The organism is Enterococcus sp. 5H (genome assembly GCF_028128615.1).
Lineage (GTDB): Bacteria > Bacillota > Bacilli > Lactobacillales > Enterococcaceae > Enterococcus_L.
On the sequence record NZ_AMDP01000061.1, the window covers coordinates 48,424 to 66,443 of the forward strand.

The window sequence follows — 18,020 nt, forward strand, 5'->3', positions numbered from 1 at the left end:
CTCCAATTTTCTAATTTGTTTTAGTGGCTCTTTTGATATCGTCTTCTGTTACATTAAAAATCGCTTTAAAATTCGCGTGATAGTGTAAAGTCGGGGTGATATTTTCTCTTTCAAATAGTTCGACTTTTTCAAGAGGCAACTGCATGCACAATGCTAACTCTTCTCTAGTCATACCATTTTCTCTCCTAATTTTTCGATACGGTGACATAGCTTTACCTCCATATTAAAATTCATCCCAAGAATCATCGTGATGATCTTTTTCCTCAGGCTCATCTTTTTTTAGTAAGTTTCGTATTCCTGATAGCAGAACCAGAATTCCTATGACAATAATTATCTTTTGAATAAAAAATCCCATTTACTCACCTACTTCTTGGCATCCACGATTGCCTCTCCCGTTTGGACTTCAACCCAGCCATGTTTCATACGAGCTTGAGCCTCTGTGTAGCGAACTAATTCATCGGTTACTGAGCTTGCTACTTTGTTGTTAGCATCCGCTTCGGCTTCGGCTGCTTTTACTTTTTGATAAGCGTCACTATCCGCTTTTGTTTTAGCTGTTTCAGCATCTAATTTCGCTTTTTCATTATCTTGGCCAGCACGAATAATTCCATCGATTGATTTTTGAGTTTCACCATCTACTTCCGGAACACCTACGGTCACATCTTCAACAACAAACCCTTTACTTTCTACCGCTTTAGAGAAATTATCTAAAAGAGAGGCTTCCACCTTGGAAGAATCACCAGAAAGCACATTTAGTAAACTGTACTGTGAATAAACTTCACGCACTTCTTTTTGGAGTTTAGATTTTAACCATCCGTTTTCAATATCTTCTGGTGTAATATTCCCGAATTCTTTATACATTTTCGACGCGTTTGTCGGGTCTACCTTGTAGTTGTATTTAATATTTACTGTTGTTTTCTTACCGTCTGACGTTGAAACAGAAACATCTTTTGCTTGGATAGTTTGTAAACGAATTGGGTATTGAATAACTTTATCTAGTCCAACAAACTTCACACCCTGAGATAATGTGTCGTCTTTGATTCCCCCACTCATAGAGTAGCGAACACCTACATAACCATTATCAATTTTTTCAAAGAAAACGAATCCTCCTAAAATACCTAATCCTAAAGCTATTGCACCTGTTACCATGATCTTTGTTCCTGTGTTTTCTGACATTTAAATATTCCCTCTTTCGTGTTATAATTTTTATAAGAATAATTTATTTAATGGCTTGTATCGTTGTCGGACGATGCAGGCTCTTGTTTTATTTGCTTGTACATTTCTAGTACTTTTTCGTAAGAGTTCTTCACAAAAATAGTTTCCCCATTTGTTAATTTGATTACTGTTGATGATCGTTTTTCTGCCGGAAGTTCAGCTATTTCAATTACCCGATCTGCTAAAATAGATCGTTTATAGCCTCCGACTGTCGTCAATTCAATCATTTAAATTGCCTCCTTCTTAACCGTTAATAGTTCCCCTTCTGAAGTAAAGAAACTGGTTATTCTCTCTTTTCCTGCAATAGTAGTGGTCATAATGACTTGAACCATTTTTGACTGTGTTTCTATTTTTACATCCGTTTGAGCTGCTTTTTCTTCAAGCACTGGCTTCTCCTCCTTCTGATATTGAGCAAACCTGGCATCATTGAAATTATTCATGGCTATTTTAGACTTAACACTTGTTTTAGTCCGATCAGCTTGTACAGCGATTACACCCTCTTTTCTGAGACGAGAAACTTTTTGTTGGATTTGGCTGAATTGTTTATTAACTAGCTGTGCCAGCTCCGCATAATTTGAGACAAATCCATTTTCATCAAACTTTACATTTTCAATGATTAGCTGAGTTTGTTTTTCTGACCAATGACTTTTAGAGTAATACTTTAGCTTTCCCTTTTTCCTAAGTCGCGATAATCTTCCCGAGATAGATCGCTCATTTCGTCCTAATACTTCACCTATTTCTACGTAGCTAGAACCTTGTTTGACCATTGCGATTAAACGCTTGTCTTCTTTTGGAGTAAATGGTCTGTTAGTTGAATCAAATGCTTTTGTTCGATCTATTTCTGGTAGCAATCCATCTTTTCGCATGTTGTACGTTTTTGTTTCGACAGATTTTGACGACCTTGAAAGTTTTTTTGCTAACTCTGCCATATTCAAAATTTCGTTCGTTTCTGCAAATAAAGCATTTTTCTGAATGTATGAAATCTCTTTAGTTGTCCAATTCTTGTGTGCCAATGACTATTCACCTGCCTACAGATTGATTTATTTTGAACTTCTTCCGGTTAGACTTTATTTGTTTTTGGTTCTCTTGCTGCTTAACACTCCAAGAAGATTGATCTCTTTTCTTCTTCATATAGTTCCAACGTTTTTTCTTGGCCACAATTACATTCCCACTCTCTGGATTTCATCAGCAATCAAGTTGTATTGATGGTACATTTCGGTTAGTTGATCCGTTTTCTTGATATCTTGTTCTTTTAAAGGCTTGGCATTTTCTTTATGAATGAGTTGTTCCAAGTTGTGCGTTTCTTTTCTTACTAGTCCATGAATTAATTTAGTTTGTTCTGGATTTAACATTTTTTAGTCTCCTCTTTATCCAAATACTTGGTGCCTGCGTTGTCAGCAATCCATACATTGAATGAAAAATACTCTGCTACTAAGCTATAAGTCATTAATAGCAATGAATAAGCTAGACAAATCTTGCTGTTGGCTTCCAGCGCTACAAGTAAAATCATGCCGATTGCATAAATAATGTAAGTGACTTTGTTTAGATTTTTTGATACTTTTTCCACGTCCTTCTTCCTTTCTCCTTGTTGATATTGTTAGAAATTGCTCACCTTGCTATAATTAGAACGAAGGTGAGGTGAAAAATTTGAAAGCTTATCATATTGATAGATCGAAAATACTTCAACCAGGAGATATCGTTTCTATCACTCCTTTTGAAAATATCACGATAGAATCTGAACTAAAAAAAGAATTATTTGATTTTTTTCCAAGAGGTCTCTCTTTTCATGGTTTGCAGTACTTTTCAAAGCCTACTGATCCAAATAACGCTGCAAATGCTGTTTTTGAAACGGTCTACGAATATCATAGAAGATTGTTTTTTGACGCAAACATCTCCCGCATGGAATCCTTCTTTGCTTGTCCTGATATAGATTCAGTTAAGAAATGGATTGCAAAATTGAATTTAAGTCATGGAGATTATAATATTCTAGTAATTGACACAATGACTTCTTCGGTAGAAACTCATGATGCGGCTTTACTCGCCGGTGGCCCTTTAGAAAATTTATCTAACTTTTCCTCACTACACACAGCCTCATGGGCAAATAATTACTGGTTAGCGAATTCAGCGATGGAACTGCCTGAGTTGCTAATTTCTCCCTCTTTTCAAGTTATTGATATATGCACGGTTTAGTTTTTTTAACTCCTCAGTGGAATTGTATCCACATTCTTTTGGGGAGTTCTTTTTATCCGAAGTTAACTGAATCCTAGCAAAACCCCCGTCTAATTCGATGAAATAATTAACTGTTGTTGAATCCGGGATCTTTACTGTGTTATTGTGCTGGTCATCTTTTAGAGAATCATCAGATCTTTGGATGAGTCCATTTTTACAAATCTCTATAGATGCATCCTGATCCGAGTTAATCAAAATGGCTTGAAGTAATTTTTGTATTTCCTTTATTTCCTTTATCACAATATTCCCTCCTATCTATTTGAGATTAAAATTTACAAACTATATTTCGGTGTTTTTCGCTCGATTGGTGTTTTAAATAGCAGGGGGTTATAATTACCCTTTTTATTTAAGTCAACTGAATACGACGTACTCTGCTCCTGACTACTCGCAATAGTTTGGAGCAATTTTGTTATCTCCTCTGGACTACCTTTAATAGTAATTTCCACGTTTCTAGCCTCCTTGGTTGGGTTTATCTATCTTGTTTATTCCATTTTCTTCTTTCCATTGATTAACAGTGTTTAAATCAAACATTAATCCACCAGTCGGAGTAGGCTCAGCCTTTAATCCCATTACTCGCCATTTTCTGAATGTTGTCACAGAAACATTTTGACGTTTTGCCATTTCTTTTTGATTGAATAGCGATTGTTGTGATTTAGCGCCTAACTCTTGCATAACCTGTATTCTGATTCTTTCTTCTAACTTCGGAATCGCTTCCTCTAACCACTGATTGAACAGCGGTTTTAACGCCTCTTCAACTGCGGCCATATTTTTTACACCTCCTGTTTTTCATCCTCTAACAAGAACTCCATTGTCACGCCAAAATAATCTGCAACTTTACGTAAACTTTCCGACGATGGAATCTGGTTAGCTGTTTTTCCCCATTTACTAACAGCACCATTTGATAAGCCTGCGTCTTTTTCAACTCTGTAAACAGAAACTCCGTTTTCCGCAGCAAGCTTTTTTATTTTTTCATAAAGCATAAAAAATCACCTCCCATAGATTTTAAACTATTTAGTATTGACATTTAATAGATAGTTAGCTATTATAAAGGCATAGCAAATAAACATAAATTTAGATAACTATTTAGTAAAATTGACCTCAACGGCTAACTATCAGAAAATTGTACCCTCTCACAAGTACACCCTTAGTATAATAGCCGATTATCTATTTGTCAATAGCTAAGTATCTATTTTGTGTAAAAATTTTTCCGGAGGTATAAAATGAACGCAAAAGATAGGGTAAAAGAATTGGCAGCTCAAAGGAAAATGACTATAGCTGAGCTTGAGCGTAAACTCAATATTGCGAATGGGACAATCGGTAAGTGGGATAAGCAAAATCCATCTATTGAGCCTCTAAATAAATTAGCAGACTACTTTGGAGTTACTACTGACTATTTATTAGGTAGAGAATCCTCTGGCACAATAACAGAATCTGATTTATCAAAAATGATTGATAATGCGATGAGCTTTGACGGTAAACCTCTATCTGAACATGATAAAGAATTAGCTAAGGCTTACCTAGAAGGAAAATTTGGATTATAAAAAAGAGGTGGAGATTTGGATTATCTTATTAAATTGTTAAGAGATCATAATATTAATTTAGTTTTTGTCGAATGCGAATGTGCAGGATTTTCTATAGTTGAAGCTCGCACAATTTTTGTTCAACCCAGATTAAAAGATTTAGATGTTATTGAAGTTGTACTTCACGAATCAAAACATATTTTGAGCCATGCGGATTATACTAGTTTATATAAAGCTTCTTACACTTATCATTCGAAACTAGAATGTGAGGCTAAATTTTATGCGTGGGATGAATTAATTTTTATGAACGGTGGAATTTATAATTACAGTGCTTTTTTAGAAGAACATGGCATCGGGATGGGATACGACCAACGTTATCTAGGTTTTAAAGGTTTGTAATCCATTATTAATTTAAGGAGCTAGTAATATGGCAACGATTAGAAAGTATACAAAAAAAGATGGATCAACTGCCTACATGTTCAATGCATATTTAGGAATCGATCCTTTAACTGGTAAAAGTAAGCGAACTACACGGAGAGGTTTTAGAACACAAAAAGAAGCAAAATTGGCACTCTCAAGATTAGAGATAGAGAATCAAGGTGCAGAACAAACTAAAGAAAATAAATTTACATTTAAACAAGTCTATAAGATGTGGTTAGAACAACATAAATTGGCAGTTCGTGAATCAACTGTTGAAAATATCGAAAAAAGATTTAATAACCAAATTCTCCCTGAATTAGGAAAACTAAGGATCAATCAAATTAATACTTATATATGCCAAAAGGCTGTTAACCGATGGGCGGATACGGTCGTGGCTTATCCGCAAATTAAATCTTATGCATCTAAAATTTTTGATTACGCAATCAACAATAATATTATTTCTGACAACCCTATGCGGCGTGTTCTAATGCCGCGTAAAAAAAATAAATCCTTGGAAAAAGAAAGGGATTTTTATACTAGGCAAGAGTTGCAATATTTTTTTGAATGCCTAAATCAAGAGGATAACTTAAAAAATCATATATATTTTCGTCTGCTTGCATTTACTGGAGCTAGGAAAGGTGAAATACATGCTCTGACATGGGCGGATTTAGACCTAATTAACTGTAAAGTAATAATCAACAAAACACTAGTAAACGTTAAGAAGGAATTTAAAATACAGGATGCAAAAACCAGCAACGGAAATAGAATCATTAGCCTTGATCCTACAACTGTTTCTATGTTGAAAAAATGGCAGTTAAAACAAAAAGAATTATTTATAAAAACCGGGCGCTTTCACAAGCGCGAGAAGCAACTCGTTTTTACAAACGATACTTTCCGAACTGACAATGAATACTTATACCTAACATATGGATATGAACAAATGAAGAAATTGAATAATAAATATCCAGAAATCCGAAAAATAAAAGTACATGGCTTTAGACACACTCATGCAAGTCTTCTATTTGAATCTGGCGCAACATTAAAAGACGTACAAGTCCGACTTGGTCATACCGATATAAAAACAACTATGGACGTGTATACTCATGTAACGAAAGAGAGAGAAGAAAGTACAGCAAAACAGTTTGCTGATTACGTCAATTTTTAAAATGGTATTCAATTTGGTATTCACTAAAAAGTAAAACACCTATAAATACTTATTTAAAAGTACTTATAGGTGTTCGTTATCCACTATTTACGATACATCTTAAATTCCAAGAACAAATCATTGTAAATCCCCAAATATTTTGCTCCTAAATCTTCGTACACTTCCAAATGCTTAATCACTTCATCATTTGGGTAAAATTGTTCATCACTAGAAATTTCTTTAGGTAATAGTTTTTTTGCTGCTTTATTTGGAGTTGAGTAACCAATGTATTCAGCATTTTGAGCAGCATTTTCAGGTTTCAGCATAAAGTTGATAAAATCATATGAGCCTTTAATGTTTTTAGCTGTTTTAGGAATCACAATGTTATCAAACCAGAGATTTGAGCCTTCAGTTGGAATCACATAATGTAGATGTTCATTATTATCCAGCATTTCAGCTGCTTCACCAGAAAAAGTTACTGCTACCGCACTTTCTTCGTTAATCATGTACATTTTAATTTCATCAGCAACGATTGCTTTAACATTGGTGGTTAGTTTATTTAATTTGTCTGTAGCTTCACGCAGCTCTTGATTATTTTTACTATTTAAAGAATAGCCTAGACTATTTAACGACAGCCCCATCACTTCTCTGGCGCCATCTATCAGCATAACATTATCTTTTAAATCAACATTCCATAAATCGTCCCAATGTTTGATTTGATCTTCATTAACAAATTTATCATTATAAATAATCCCTAACGTTCCCCAAAAATAAGGAATTGAAAATTGATTGTCTGGATCGAAATCTAAATCTAAAAACCGTTCATCAATGTTGTTCAAACCTGTTAATTTAGAATGATCGATCGGTAAAAGCATATCTTCTTTCATCATTTTTTGAATCATATATTCAGAAGGAATCGTTATATCATATGCTGTTCCACCTTGTTGAATCTTAGTAAACATTGCTTCATTGGAGTCAAACGTTTCGTAATTCACTTTATAGCCGGACTCTTTTTCAAATTTTTTCAACAAAGACGGATCAATATAATCACCCCAATTATAGATAGTTAAGGTATCAGCGCCAGACATGCCGCTGGATCGTTCCAACTGATGAACCCCAAGAAATAAAATCACGATGATCCCGATTATACCAAAGAACAAAGATTGTAATTTTCTCATTTTAGTTTGGCCACCTCGCTTTGTTCACGACGGATTTTTCTCATTTTTTTGGATGTATTGTCTTGGCTGATAAAATAATAACCAACAACTAAAATCATTGAGAAAATAAAGACGAGCGCACTTAAAGCATTGATTTCTAGACTGATTCCTTGTCTCGCCCGCGAATAAATCTCTACTGACAAGGTGGAGAATCCGTTCCCTGTGACAAAAAAGGTTACTGCAAAATCATCTAGTGAATAGGTAAATGCCATAAAATACCCAGCAATAATTCCTGGTGAAAGAAATGGCAATATAATATTTTTAATCACATGAAAGTTATTCGCACCTAAATCTCGAGCAGCATCTACCATAGAATCGTTCATTTCCTGCAGCTTAGGTAACACCATCAAAACTACAATTGGAATACTAAATGCGATATGAGACAGTAATACACTAGTAAAACCTAAACTAATAAACCCAACCGCTGTAAAAAAGATCAAAAAACTGGCACCAATAATAACGTCTGGCGATACCAATAAAATATTATTAAAACTCATTAAAGCCGTTCTTGTTTTTCTGCGTTTGGTATAATAAATACCCATTGCTCCAAATGTACCGATAATTGTCGCTAACAATGCAGATAAAAAAGCCAACAAGAATGTATTTAACACAATAATCAACAGGCGAGTATCTTCAAAAACTGCCGTATAGTTAGCTAAAGTAAAACCAGTAAAACGATTCATCGTATCCGTATCATTAAAAGAGAAAAAAATGAGATAAAAAATCGGTGCGTATAACAATGCAAATACAATAATCAAATAAAGATAAGACCACTTGAATTTTTTGTTTGTCATTTCGCCCGCCCCTTTTTCTTCTTCTCACCAGTCACTAGCATAACAATAAACATAGCCACAATTAGAATCACACCAATCGTTGAGCCCATGCCCCAGTTTTGCGTGACCATAAAATGTTCTTCAATCGCTGTACCTAGCGTAATAACTCGATTTCCACCAATTAAACGCGTCAGCATAAATAATGAAAGTGATGGGATAAAAACGGCTTGAACACCACTTTTTACACCATTCAATGAAAGTGGGAAAATTACGCGCTGAAAAGTTTCAACACTGTTTGCTCCCAGATCACGACTCGCACTGATTAATGATGGATTCATTTCTTCCAAAGCATTAAAAATCGGTAAAATCATAAATGGAATTTCAATATACGTAGCCACAAATAAGAAACTAAAATCTGTAAATAAAATTTGCTTCGACCCAATTCCAATAAATGTTAAGAACTGATTCACGCTACCATGAATACTAAAAATCCCAATAAAAGCATAAGCTTTTAATAAAAGATTAACCCATGTTGGTAAAATTACCAGCATCAACCACAATTGTTTATGTTTTAACTTCGTCAAAAAATACGCTGTAGGATAACTAATCAGCAAGGTAAATAGCGTGATCAAAAACGCATACCAAACAGAATTTAAGGTCATCGTCAGATACGTTCCTGAAGTAAAATACGTTTGATAATTATTTAAAGTAAAGTTACCATTCATATCGAAAAATGATTGATAAATAATCATCAAAACCGGTGCAATTACAAATAATAATAGCCACATCATATAAGGAATAGAATAAATTCGACGCATTGTTTTCATACCGATTCCCCCTATTCTTCGTAGCTTTCTAAACGAGCATCAAAGTCTTCTTCAGATTCATTAAAACGCATGACATGAATATCTTCCGGTTCAAAAAAGAGACCTACTTTTGCTCCTTCTATTGCTTTTCTGGTTGAATGAACCATCCATTCGTTCTGATCTTCATCATGGCAAATAATCTCGTAGTGAACGCCACGGAATAATTGTGTATCAACCGTTACAACCAGCTTTCCTTTATCCGCTGAAGTGATGGTTAAGTCTTCTGGACGTAAAACAATTTCGACTGGTTCATTTTTACGCATGCCGCCATCCACACATTCAAAACGTTTACCAACAAATTCAACTAGATTATCTTCAATCATTGTACCGTTGACAATATTACTTTCTCCAACAAAATCAGCTACAAAATGATTGATCGGCTCATCATAAATATCAACTGGTGTACCGCTTTGAACGATATGACCTTTATTCATCACAAAAATCTCGTCGCTCATTGCCAATGCTTCTTCCTGATCATGAGTCACAAAAATAAAAGTAATCCCTAAACGCTGCTGTAATTCACGTAATTCATACTGCATATCCGTCCGTAGTTTAAGATCCAAAGCTGATAGAGGTTCATCTAATAATAAAACTTTCGGCTCATTTACAATTGCTCTGGCAATCGCTACACGTTGACGCTGACCACCAGACATCTCACTGATTTCTCGGGTTTCATACCCTGGTAATTGCACCATTCGTAAGGCATCTTTCACTTTTTTTGTAATTTCACTTTTAGGAATCTTTTTTATTTTTAAGCCAAAAGCAACATTATCAAAAACATTCATATGAGGAAATAATGCATAATCCTGAAAAACAGTGTTTACTTGTCGTTTATTCGCCGGAATATCATTAATTCTTTGTCCATCAAAATAAATATCGCCTTCAGTCGCATCAGCAAAACCAGCTAAAATTCGTAAAATCGTTGTTTTACCACAGCCTGAAGGTCCTAAAAGTGTGTAAAACTTCCCTTGTTCTATCTCAAAACTGACATTTTTCAGCACTGTTTCATCATCATATTGTTTCACTACATTTTCAAATGAAATGATCTTTTTTTTCACTCAGTAACGCCTCCGCTTCTTATAAATAAGATTCTGTTGCCACGATCAAAATACGGCTTTTGCCTTTGGAATGATTGATTAGCTGATGTGGTTCTGTTGCTTGATAATACATTGCTTCGCCTTTTTTCGCAGAATATCTCGATTCGCCCAATAATAATGAAATCGAACCATCAATCACGTAAATAAAGGTTTCTGATAACGAAGGTTCGAATGTTTTATATTCTCCATTTTTATCAAATGTCAGAACAACTGGCTCCATCTCTTTTTCATTTGACTCTGGAATTAGCCATTTTAATTCATAACCATTTTCCTCATCGTAGTAAAGGGTGCTGTCTTCATCTTTGTAGACAATCTTTTGCTCCAATGTTTTTTCACTAAAAAATTGCTCAGGTGTAATTCCCAACACTTCTAAAATATTGAAAAAGGTCTCCATCGAAGGTGAACTTAAATCCCTTTCCAGTTGAGAAATATAGCCTTTGGTTAAATCTGTTCGCTCCCCTAACTCTTCTTGAGTTAGATTTTTTTGTACACGTAAATTACGCAATTTCTCACCAATTTCCATTTCTCCACCCCACTTTTTTTGACATTCTATAGTAAAAAGTTTTCTAATACTAAACTGAAAGTTTAATTTTACCTTTTCTAGTATACGAATTTTTCAAAAAATAGCAACTTATTTTAATAAAAAATCGAGATTTTTTATTTTCATTTAATCCTGAAATAATATGGAGCGCCTTAAGATTTTAACAAAATAAAAAAAGCATCAATTAATCTGATGCTTTCGTTCGTTCAATTACTGCTGGTGCATTCTTTTTTCCTAATTTTAAAGGGATAGAATAATTCACTAGCAAAGCAATCCCCATCCCGATAAAACTATCTACAACACGATCAAAGGCGTAACCATATGATTGATTAGCAGGAATCATAAATACAATTGTCAATAACGTCGCACAAGCTCCCACTGTACCTTCGGAATAGCCAAAATGAGCTAATAACGCAATCATCAGCATAATGATCGCTGGTATAAAAATCAACTGCACAAGCTGAGTTCTACCTAGCCAATTAAAAATTGTAATTACTGCAAGTGACATAATTGCGCCAAGGACATTTCCGATGATTCGATGTTTACCGTACCTTACAGTGTTTTCCATATCTTCTCTTAACGTAAAAACCGCAGTAATCGCCGCTACTACGTATGTTTCTCGTTTAAGCAAGATACTGACTAGTATACAAAAAAAGACACTTAAGCCAGTTTTAAACGTTCTCATCCCAATTTTAAATTTCAACAAACTAGTTTCCTTTCATAAATACTGCACGCAAATCCTTATCATCATCCATTCTAACCTATTTTACTTTGTTTATGAAGGGTCTTTTAAGAAGAATTTACTAAAGAAAAAATCAGAATATGGTATGATAGTAACAATAAAACTTCAGATGATTAGGAGACTAAAATAATGAAACAATTTTCCGGCTTTGTCATAAATGAAATTAATGAGAAAACGACCACCGCATTGGAACAATTAGAGCTCACTGCTCTCTCTGAAGGAGATGTCACAATTGAAATAGCATACTCTTCAGTGAACTATAAAGATTCGCTTGCAGCTAAACCAAATGGCGGTGTCATTCGTCAGTATCCGATGATTCCCGGTATTGATTTAAGCGGTACTGTTTTATCCTCGCAAAGTAGTCATTTTGCTAAAGGACAAAAAGTTTTAGTAACCGGCTATGGTTTAGGTGTCACTCATACTGGCGGATTTGCTGAAATTGCTCGAGTTCCTCATGAATGGGTTGTACCTTTACCTGAGTCACTAGAATTAAAAGATGCTATGATCTTCGGGACAGCTGGTTTTACTGCTGCTTTATCCATTCAAGCATTAGAAAATCATAGCTTATCCCAAAATAAAGATGCTGCAATTTTAGTCACAGGAGCCTCAGGTGGTGTTGGTAGTTTAACAATCGCAATGTTAAAACAACTAGGTTATACAAATATCGTGGCATTAAGTCGAAAAGAATCTGCAATTGATACATTAAAAAAAATCGGAGCAACTCACGTTATTTTATTAGATGAATTTATGCCGGAAAAAATCAAACCCTTAGCAAAACAAACGATTGATTTTGTTATTGATACTGTTGGAGGTGACGTCACAGCTGCCTTGTTGCCTCAACTTCGTTATGGAGGTAGTATTGCAATTTGTGGTAATGCTGCCGGTATTCAGTTAAATACAAGCGTTCTGCCTTTTATTTTGCGAGGAACTAATCTTTTAGGGATTGATTCTGTAAATGTACCAATGGAACAGCGTTTAAGTATTTGGCAACGTTTAGCGACTGATTTAAATGTGAGCGATCATGAATTAGTTAACGAAATTTCTCTATCTGATTTAACTCAAACTTTGCAGCAATTACAAGCTGGGACACATACAGGTCGAACAATTATCAAAATGAATTAAAGGAGTAACTAAATACATGAATATTTTAATTACAGCAGGAGGAACTTCCGAAAAAATTGACAACGTCCGTTCAATTACTAACCATTCAACTGGGCGTTTAGGTAAAGCCATTGGTGAAACTTTTTTAGCACAAGGACATACTATTACTTATGTGACAACACCACAAGCAGTTCGTCCAGATCCAGAAAAAAATATAAGATTGATCGAAATTGAAACAACTAAAGAATTGGAAACAACCTTACTCAAGTTATTTAAACAGGAACAATATGACAGCATTATTCACAGTATGGCGGTCAGCGACTTCACTACAGAAACAACCTTTTCTGAAGACTTATTTATTGAAAAGCTAGCTGCTAAACTTAGCCAAAATGGACATCTAACTGATTTAGCGGAGTTAACAGAAATGCTCTATCTAAGCTTAGATGAACTTGGAAAAACTGTGCAGTCCGAAAAAAAAATTCCTTCTGGAACAGATCGCTTATTGCTTTTTTTGAAAAAAAACCCTAAAATAATTGCAATGCTTAAAGAGCAGCAGCCAAATGCTATTCTGGTTGGGTTTAAATTATTGGTCGGTGTTTCAGAAGAGGAATTAATTCGTGTCGGTCGTTCTATTCTAAACAAAAACCATTGCGACTTTGTTTTAGCCAATGATTTAGAACAAATTCATGGTGCGCAGCATCAAGGCTATTTAATCGATTCAGCAGGTGAATTTGAAACGGCACAAACCAAAAATGACATCGCACAATTGATCGTCAAAAAAGTCGAAGAAAAATGGAGGAATAATTGATGAAAACCATTTTATTAGGTGTTTCCGGCAGTATCTCAGCATATAAAGCAGCTGATCTCACTAGTCAATTTACCAAGCTTGGTTACAATGTGGAAGTTATTATGACAACTAACAGCACAAAATTTATCACGCCGTTAACGTTACAATCATTGTCTAAAAATCCAGTTCACACTAACGTCATGGAAGAAATCGCGCCTGATAAGATTAATCATATTGAATTAGCAAAAAAAGCTGATCTATTTTTAGTAGCTCCGGCCTCTGCCAACATTTTAGCAAAACTTGCTAATGGCATTGCTGACGATATGCTTTCCACTGTTGCGCTCGCTTTAAAAGAAGATGTGCCGAAATTTATCGCTCCAGCAATGAACACCTATATGTATCAAAACCCAATTACTCAAAGAAACTTAGTGACTTTAAAAGACGTTGGATATCAAGAAATTGATCCCCGCGAAGCTTTATTGGCTTGTGGCGACTTTGGTCGTGGAGCCTTAGCAACGGTTGATGAAATCGTTACAATAATTAATGAGGCGTTAACGAAATAATATTGAGGAGTCAATTATGAAAAATACAAAAACATTCACACTAACAGCTATGTTTTTAGCAATCTTACTGCTTTTATCTGCAGTTCCGTTTTTAGGTTTCATTCCGATAGGACCAATTAACGCTACTACAATGCATATCCCAGTTATTATTGCATCGATTGTTTTAGGTCCGCGGATTGGTGCATTTTTAGGCGGTGTTTTTGGAATCATTAGTATGGTTCGCAGCACAATCATTGTTTCACCATTATCTTTTGTCTTTTCACCATTTATCCCTGTAATTGGTACAGATCAAGGGAGCTGGAAAGCAATTATTATCGCGATGGTTCCTCGAATCTTAATTGGTATTGTGCCCTACTTCGTCTACATGGGATTAAAAAAAGTAACGAAAAATAGACCAACTTCTCAAACAATTAGTCTGTTTATTGCGGGTTTCTTAGGCTCTGCTACTAACACAATTTTAGTAATGAATTTAATTTACTTTTTGTTTAAAGATTCATATGCGCAAGGTATGGGTGTAAGTGTAACAGCGGTCTATGCAACTATTTTATCTATTATTTTCACAAGCGGGATTGTTGAAGCAATTGTAGCTGCCATTGCGACCGTTGCAGTCACATCAGTACTTTTACGCTTAGTAAAAAATAATGCTACTCAAAAATTATAATAAAAAGTGTAGAATTGGTTTTCGATCAACCGATTCTACACTTTTTTATAATGTTATTTTTTCTGCTTTCTCAATTTGTAAGCATACTCACTTGCTTTAAACAGCAGTCCATTTACAGGTAAATCAAATTCACCGATAAATTCATTTACAGTTGGGTTGAAGTTCGCTTTAAATTTAATTAGTCCATCACTTAAGCTACCTTCTAGTCCACCCATATTACACGTCTCACAACCTCGTTCAAAACATTCATTAATTGCATCAAACCAAGTCAGATAAGCTGGCATATAACGTTTATAACGTTCATCCATCCCAGCATATAAAATTTCACTAGTTGAACCAAATGTAATCGCCAAAGCTCCCGCAACTACAGCTACATCACCAGAATGTTTGATATTTTCTTCTAATTCGGTCATTTCACGAGTTAAAGAAAAATCAAGTTCTTCTAAGTTATGACGCTTTTTCACTTGGTTTTCTTTCAAATTAGCTAAATCTTCTTTATTTTTTTCGAAACGTAGCTTTGTTTCTTCATAGCGTTCTTTCAAGTTTACTTCAGCCAACATGATAAACGAATTTTCTGGGTAAATCATTAATAACTTTTTAAAATAATCACTATTTCTCAAAGAAATATTTTGACGTTCTGTCGTTAGTTCGATCACTTTAGCAAAATCATCTACTAGTTCAGCATGCCCCATCTTAACCGTGACACCTTTTTTTTGTGCTTGTTTCATCATTTTTTTCGTACTTTTCGATAATTGCTCTTCGCTGAAATCTTCTTTATAGATATTCGCTTGAAAACGCGGTTGAATGGTGGCATCCATTGCCATTGTTAATCCCTGATGTTTGGCGCCACTAGCAATCAACGTGTCAATAACTGGTTGAGCAGCAGGATTCACAACTTGCTCTTCACCTAAATGGAAATCTTTGTAATGAACAGTTGGGTCCATTTTTACAAACAGCGCTTTTTTTTGCTTACCGAATTTTTTTAATTCTTTTAAGAAAAAAGCGACTAACTCTTGATTAGAATAATCCATGATCGGACCTCTTGGTGTATAGAGCATCGAAAGTTTCATCGGTAATGGTCTGATTAAAACCAAGCTTGATGCAACCAAGACACCAGTTTCATAAACGCCGACAATTTCAGATCCCCAGTTATCTTTGACTTTTGCCCAAGCAGATGATTGTAACAAATTACATAAGGGATGGTTTTCTACAAATTTATCGTGTTCTTTTGCATCGATGCCTATTTTAAATTCAAACATTGCTTAAAACTCCTCTACATTTTAGCTTCTGTATTACCTTATCATAATTTACTCTATAGGAACAGTAAAGTTTTTACTTAAATTAGGGAAAAATTATAAAGAGGCTGAAACCCAACTCAAGAAGTTGCATTCCAGCCTAAAAATTTTAAACAAATGAATCAAAGTCGTTTTTCAAAATGTAACGATTTATTAATCCAGTACATAATTGGGGCAGCCACAGCCATAGTCGCAAATTCACTAAGTGCTAATGTCGCATAATTCCCCCAAAAAGCGGCTCCTCCTTCTGGTGCCAACATAAATGCAATAATACACATCGTTGCTGTAAAAAATAATGTATTAAGGACTAAACGAGCGATAATATTCGGTACACGCTTTTGTAATAATGCGGTCAAGCCTAATGCAATAAAAGATTGCAAACCTCCATATAAAGCGTCTATTGCGCCAAAACCAAAGAAAAAGTTATAGACGACAACTCCACCTAAAACGCCCCACATCAATTTTCGATTGAAGACAACTAAGTGATTCAAACTTTCCGAAATTCTAAATTGAATGGGTCCTGATGAAACAGGTGCAACTAAAATCGTTAGCCCTAAATATAGCGCCATCACAATTCCATTCATGGTAATCGCTTTTACTTTACTGTTTGTTGTAACAGTTTTTTGCATAATTTCCCCTTCTTTCTCCGAGTTTTTTTACAAGGGATGGTTGATGAACCTTGTCGAGGAAACTGTTTCCCTCAAAATTGATACGTAGGCATTATATCTTATATTTAACTTTAAAACAATCACCAATTATACATTCTAAACTTTAATCAGCAATATACATTATTTTTCTTATCTCTGTTATAATAAGAGTTCGTACAAGGAGGAAACAAATGAAAAAGCATTTTTATCTTGTCATCAATGGAAACGCTGGCGGCGGTACGGGGCGAAAAGCTGCTGGGAAAATTATTAAACAGCTTCAAGTTGCCAACATTGATTATACGACTTTTTATACAGATTATGCCGGACATGAAACAGAGATTGTCCAGAAGTTAGCGCAAGAAACTTTGATTCCTTGGGGAGAAGAGCTTGCTGAAGAAATTTTTCCCCTTTTAGTTGTCTTGGGTGGAGATGGTACGCTGCATAGTGTCATTAATGCATTGCAAGGTTTTGATTCAAAGCTTCCAATTGGCTATATTCCTTGTGGTTCAGGTAATGATTTTGCTCGGGGAGTAGGTATTGATAGACAAGCCGAAAAAGCTTTTGTCCAACTACTTAAAGCAGAGTCTCCGCAAGAAATTCAAGTTATTACTTACGTTGAATCCGTTCACGATGAAGCTGGTCTGGCTGTTAACAATATCGGGATTGGTTTGGACGCTGCGATTGTTAATGCTGCAAATACTTCTGCTTCAAAAAATACTTTAAATAAGTTTAATATGGGTTCGTTATCTTATATTTTTTCTATTCTTAAAGTTCTATTCACACAAAAAGGCTTTCCGATTATGGTTGAAATGAATGGTAAAAATTTAGAATTTGATCGAGCTTTTTTATGTACAGTAACGAACCATCCGTACTTTGGCGGTGGTGTTCCGATTGCTCCAGTTGCTGACCCACGTAAACCTGTATTAGATTTCGTTTTAGTTGAACGAGTAAATATATTCAAAATTTTTTGGCTAATTATTTTATTGCTGCAAAAAAAACATATGAATTCAAAGTACTTTCATCATTTCCAATCAAGTAAATTCAGAATTGTCTCAACAATTCCTCAGTATGTCCATGCTGATGGCGAAATTTTAGGAAAAAAAAGTACTGATATTTCATTTGGCACTCAGACACGAACATTTTGGTTTTAATTTTAATAACTTTTAATACAAGTAACGCCTAATCCCTCACTAAAAAATCTAGTT

Annotated in this window: 27 protein-coding genes; 9 read left to right on the forward strand and 18 right to left on the reverse strand. The window is 34.9% G+C overall.

Annotated elements, in window-relative coordinates; genetic code table 11:
* Positions 1-10: 10 nt before the first annotated feature.
* The 7 genes from C240_RS14825 to C240_RS14855 all read right to left on the reverse strand — a co-directional run bounded on the left by C240_RS14825 (position 11) and on the right by C240_RS14855 (position 2,779).
* On the reverse strand, positions 11-208 hold the full coding sequence (locus C240_RS14825; protein ID WP_271497378.1) for a helix-turn-helix domain-containing protein: 198 nt from the start codon (positions 206-208) through the stop codon (positions 11-13).
* Between the two features lie 15 nt (positions 209-223).
* Complete coding sequence (locus tag C240_RS14830; RefSeq protein WP_271497379.1) at positions 224-355, reverse strand: hypothetical protein; 132 nt, start codon at positions 353-355, stop codon at positions 224-226.
* Positions 356-363: 8 nt separating this feature from the next.
* Positions 364-1,173, reverse strand: a complete 810-nt coding sequence (locus C240_RS14835; protein ID WP_271497381.1) for an SPFH domain-containing protein — start codon at positions 1,171-1,173, stop codon at positions 364-366.
* Between the two features lie 47 nt (positions 1,174-1,220).
* Entirely contained in the window at positions 1,221-1,439 is a 219-nt protein-coding gene (locus tag C240_RS14840; RefSeq protein WP_271497382.1) for a flagellar FlbD family protein, read from the reverse strand.
* Positions 1,440-2,225 (reverse strand): helix-turn-helix transcriptional regulator, encoded by a 786-nt coding sequence (locus C240_RS14845; protein WP_271497384.1) that lies wholly within the window; start codon positions 2,223-2,225, stop codon positions 1,440-1,442.
* Positions 2,226-2,372: 147 nt separating this feature from the next.
* A complete protein-coding gene (locus C240_RS14850) occupies positions 2,373-2,564 on the reverse strand; it encodes a hypothetical protein (RefSeq protein WP_271497385.1) in 192 nt (63 codons plus the stop codon).
* Positions 2,558-2,779, reverse strand: coding sequence for a hypothetical protein (locus C240_RS14855; RefSeq protein WP_271497387.1), 222 nt, complete (start codon positions 2,777-2,779; stop codon positions 2,558-2,560). The genes C240_RS14850 and C240_RS14855 overlap by 7 nt, the downstream gene beginning before the upstream one ends.
* Positions 2,780-2,859: 80 nt before the next feature.
* Here C240_RS14855 and C240_RS14860 point away from each other — a divergent pair, with 80 nt between their 5' ends.
* Positions 2,860-3,402: a hypothetical protein gene (locus C240_RS14860; RefSeq protein ID WP_271497389.1), complete on the forward strand. Its 543-nt coding sequence runs from the start codon at positions 2,860-2,862 to the stop codon at positions 3,400-3,402.
* Here C240_RS14860 and C240_RS14865 read toward each other — a convergent pair.
* The 3 genes from C240_RS14865 to C240_RS14875 all read right to left on the reverse strand — a co-directional run bounded on the left by C240_RS14865 (position 3,358) and on the right by C240_RS14875 (position 4,421).
* Positions 3,358-3,681, reverse strand: coding sequence for a hypothetical protein (locus C240_RS14865; protein WP_271497391.1), 324 nt, complete (start codon positions 3,679-3,681; stop codon positions 3,358-3,360). The genes C240_RS14860 and C240_RS14865 overlap by 45 nt on opposite strands.
* Before the next feature lie 210 nt (positions 3,682-3,891).
* A complete protein-coding gene (locus tag C240_RS14870) occupies positions 3,892-4,206 on the reverse strand; it encodes a hypothetical protein (RefSeq protein WP_271497393.1) in 315 nt (104 codons plus the stop codon).
* Between the two features lie 5 nt (positions 4,207-4,211).
* The gene (locus tag C240_RS14875) at positions 4,212-4,421 is read right to left on the reverse strand and encodes a helix-turn-helix domain-containing protein (RefSeq protein WP_271497395.1); all 210 of its coding nucleotides are present in this window, start codon (positions 4,419-4,421) and stop codon (positions 4,212-4,214) included.
* 240 nt (positions 4,422-4,661) lie between these two features.
* Between C240_RS14875 and C240_RS14880 the strand changes: the two genes are divergently transcribed.
* From C240_RS14880 to C240_RS14890, 3 genes are read left to right on the forward strand one after another with little or no spacing between them, the layout of a single operon-like run.
* Positions 4,662-4,982, forward strand: a complete 321-nt coding sequence (locus tag C240_RS14880; RefSeq protein WP_271497397.1) for a helix-turn-helix domain-containing protein — start codon at positions 4,662-4,664, stop codon at positions 4,980-4,982.
* Between the two features lie 15 nt (positions 4,983-4,997).
* On the forward strand, positions 4,998-5,360 hold the full coding sequence (locus C240_RS14885) for a hypothetical protein (RefSeq protein ID WP_271497399.1): 363 nt from the start codon (positions 4,998-5,000) through the stop codon (positions 5,358-5,360).
* 28 nt (positions 5,361-5,388) lie between these two features.
* Positions 5,389-6,546, forward strand: a complete 1,158-nt coding sequence (locus tag C240_RS14890) for a site-specific integrase (protein WP_271497401.1) — start codon at positions 5,389-5,391, stop codon at positions 6,544-6,546.
* A gap of 83 nt (positions 6,547-6,629) precedes the next feature.
* On the opposite strand, the gene C240_RS14895 is transcribed toward C240_RS14890, so the two are convergent.
* The 6 genes from C240_RS14895 to C240_RS14920 form a co-directional block, all read right to left on the reverse strand.
* On the reverse strand, positions 6,630-7,703 hold the full coding sequence (locus tag C240_RS14895) for an ABC transporter substrate-binding protein (RefSeq protein WP_271497403.1): 1,074 nt from the start codon (positions 7,701-7,703) through the stop codon (positions 6,630-6,632).
* The gene (locus C240_RS14900; RefSeq protein ID WP_271497406.1) at positions 7,700-8,536 is read right to left on the reverse strand and encodes an ABC transporter permease; all 837 of its coding nucleotides are present in this window, start codon (positions 8,534-8,536) and stop codon (positions 7,700-7,702) included. The genes C240_RS14895 and C240_RS14900 overlap by 4 nt, the downstream gene beginning before the upstream one ends.
* Positions 8,533-9,342, reverse strand: a complete 810-nt coding sequence (locus tag C240_RS14905) for an ABC transporter permease (RefSeq protein WP_271497407.1) — start codon at positions 9,340-9,342, stop codon at positions 8,533-8,535. Before C240_RS14905 ends, C240_RS14900 begins: the two co-directional genes overlap by 4 nt.
* Before the next feature lie 11 nt (positions 9,343-9,353).
* Positions 9,354-10,439, reverse strand: coding sequence for an ABC transporter ATP-binding protein (locus tag C240_RS14910; RefSeq protein ID WP_271497409.1), 1,086 nt, complete (start codon positions 10,437-10,439; stop codon positions 9,354-9,356).
* A gap of 19 nt (positions 10,440-10,458) precedes the next feature.
* The gene (locus tag C240_RS14915; protein WP_271497412.1) at positions 10,459-11,001 is read right to left on the reverse strand and encodes a helix-turn-helix domain-containing protein; all 543 of its coding nucleotides are present in this window, start codon (positions 10,999-11,001) and stop codon (positions 10,459-10,461) included.
* Positions 11,002-11,203: 202 nt separating this feature from the next.
* A complete protein-coding gene (locus C240_RS14920; protein ID WP_271497414.1) occupies positions 11,204-11,722 on the reverse strand; it encodes an FUSC family protein in 519 nt (172 codons plus the stop codon).
* Between the two features lie 168 nt (positions 11,723-11,890).
* On the opposite strand from C240_RS14920, the gene C240_RS14925 reads away from it, so the two are divergent.
* Genes C240_RS14925 through C240_RS14940 form a run of 4 tightly spaced genes read left to right on the forward strand, consistent with a single transcriptional unit; the run spans position 11,891 to position 14,873 of the window.
* The gene (locus C240_RS14925; RefSeq protein WP_271497415.1) at positions 11,891-12,883 is read left to right on the forward strand and encodes an oxidoreductase; all 993 of its coding nucleotides are present in this window, start codon (positions 11,891-11,893) and stop codon (positions 12,881-12,883) included.
* 16 nt (positions 12,884-12,899) lie between these two features.
* A complete protein-coding gene (gene coaB / locus C240_RS14930; RefSeq protein ID WP_271497417.1) occupies positions 12,900-13,670 on the forward strand; it encodes a phosphopantothenate--cysteine ligase in 771 nt (256 codons plus the stop codon).
* The gene (gene coaC, locus C240_RS14935) at positions 13,670-14,212 is read left to right on the forward strand and encodes a phosphopantothenoylcysteine decarboxylase (protein WP_271497419.1); all 543 of its coding nucleotides are present in this window, start codon (positions 13,670-13,672) and stop codon (positions 14,210-14,212) included. The genes coaB and coaC overlap by 1 nt, the downstream gene beginning before the upstream one ends.
* A gap of 16 nt (positions 14,213-14,228) precedes the next feature.
* The gene (locus tag C240_RS14940) at positions 14,229-14,873 is read left to right on the forward strand and encodes an ECF transporter S component (RefSeq protein ID WP_271497421.1); all 645 of its coding nucleotides are present in this window, start codon (positions 14,229-14,231) and stop codon (positions 14,871-14,873) included.
* Between the two features lie 53 nt (positions 14,874-14,926).
* On the opposite strand, the gene C240_RS14945 is transcribed toward C240_RS14940, so the two are convergent.
* Both C240_RS14945 and C240_RS14950 read right to left on the reverse strand, forming a co-directional pair.
* Positions 14,927-16,132 (reverse strand): aminoacyltransferase, encoded by a 1,206-nt coding sequence (locus C240_RS14945; protein ID WP_271497423.1) that lies wholly within the window; start codon positions 16,130-16,132, stop codon positions 14,927-14,929.
* Between the two features lie 158 nt (positions 16,133-16,290).
* Positions 16,291-16,797 carry a QueT transporter family protein gene (locus C240_RS14950; protein WP_271497425.1) on the reverse strand — a complete coding sequence of 169 codons (507 nt, stop codon included), beginning with the start codon at positions 16,795-16,797 and terminating at the stop codon, positions 16,291-16,293.
* A 209-nt stretch (positions 16,798-17,006) separates the two neighbouring features.
* Here C240_RS14950 and C240_RS14955 point away from each other — a divergent pair, with 209 nt between their 5' ends.
* A complete protein-coding gene (locus tag C240_RS14955) occupies positions 17,007-17,966 on the forward strand; it encodes a diacylglycerol/lipid kinase family protein (protein WP_271497427.1) in 960 nt (319 codons plus the stop codon).
* Positions 17,967-18,020 lie beyond the last annotated feature (54 nt).

Bases quoted from the DNA above. Each gene is read 5' to 3' on its own strand.
- C240_RS14880 (WP_271497397.1), top strand. From the start codon at position 4,662: ATGAACGCAAAAGATAGGGTAAAAGAATTGGCAGCTCAAAGGAAAATG.
- C240_RS14850 (WP_271497385.1), bottom strand. From the start codon at position 2,564: ATGTTAAATCCAGAACAAACTAAATTAATTCATGGACTAGTAAGAAAA.
- C240_RS14950 (WP_271497425.1), bottom strand. From the start codon at position 16,797: ATGCAAAAAACTGTTACAACAAACAGTAAAGTAAAAGCGATTACCATG.
- C240_RS14900 (WP_271497406.1), bottom strand. From the start codon at position 8,536: ATGACAAACAAAAAATTCAAGTGGTCTTATCTTTATTTGATTATTGTA.
- C240_RS14830 (WP_271497379.1), bottom strand. From the start codon at position 355: ATGGGATTTTTTATTCAAAAGATAATTATTGTCATAGGAATTCTGGTT.
- C240_RS14940 (WP_271497421.1), top strand. From the start codon at position 14,229: ATGAAAAATACAAAAACATTCACACTAACAGCTATGTTTTTAGCAATC.
- C240_RS14875 (WP_271497395.1), bottom strand. From the start codon at position 4,421: ATGCTTTATGAAAAAATAAAAAAGCTTGCTGCGGAAAACGGAGTTTCT.
- C240_RS14890 (WP_271497401.1), top strand. From the start codon at position 5,389: ATGGCAACGATTAGAAAGTATACAAAAAAAGATGGATCAACTGCCTAC.
- C240_RS14945 (WP_271497423.1), bottom strand. From the start codon at position 16,132: ATGTTTGAATTTAAAATAGGCATCGATGCAAAAGAACACGATAAATTT.
- C240_RS14955 (WP_271497427.1), top strand. From the start codon at position 17,007: ATGAAAAAGCATTTTTATCTTGTCATCAATGGAAACGCTGGCGGCGGT.
- C240_RS14915 (WP_271497412.1), bottom strand. From the start codon at position 11,001: ATGGAAATTGGTGAGAAATTGCGTAATTTACGTGTACAAAAAAATCTA.
- C240_RS14825 (WP_271497378.1), bottom strand. From the start codon at position 208: ATGTCACCGTATCGAAAAATTAGGAGAGAAAATGGTATGACTAGAGAA.
- C240_RS14835 (WP_271497381.1), bottom strand. From the start codon at position 1,173: ATGTCAGAAAACACAGGAACAAAGATCATGGTAACAGGTGCAATAGCT.
- coaC (WP_271497419.1), top strand. From the start codon at position 13,670: ATGAAAACCATTTTATTAGGTGTTTCCGGCAGTATCTCAGCATATAAA.
- C240_RS14870 (WP_271497393.1), bottom strand. From the start codon at position 4,206: ATGGCCGCAGTTGAAGAGGCGTTAAAACCGCTGTTCAATCAGTGGTTA.
- coaB (WP_271497417.1), top strand. From the start codon at position 12,900: ATGAATATTTTAATTACAGCAGGAGGAACTTCCGAAAAAATTGACAAC.
- C240_RS14905 (WP_271497407.1), bottom strand. From the start codon at position 9,342: ATGAAAACAATGCGTCGAATTTATTCTATTCCTTATATGATGTGGCTA.
- C240_RS14925 (WP_271497415.1), top strand. From the start codon at position 11,891: ATGAAACAATTTTCCGGCTTTGTCATAAATGAAATTAATGAGAAAACG.
- C240_RS14840 (WP_271497382.1), bottom strand. From the start codon at position 1,439: ATGATTGAATTGACGACAGTCGGAGGCTATAAACGATCTATTTTAGCA.
- C240_RS14895 (WP_271497403.1), bottom strand. From the start codon at position 7,703: ATGAGAAAATTACAATCTTTGTTCTTTGGTATAATCGGGATCATCGTG.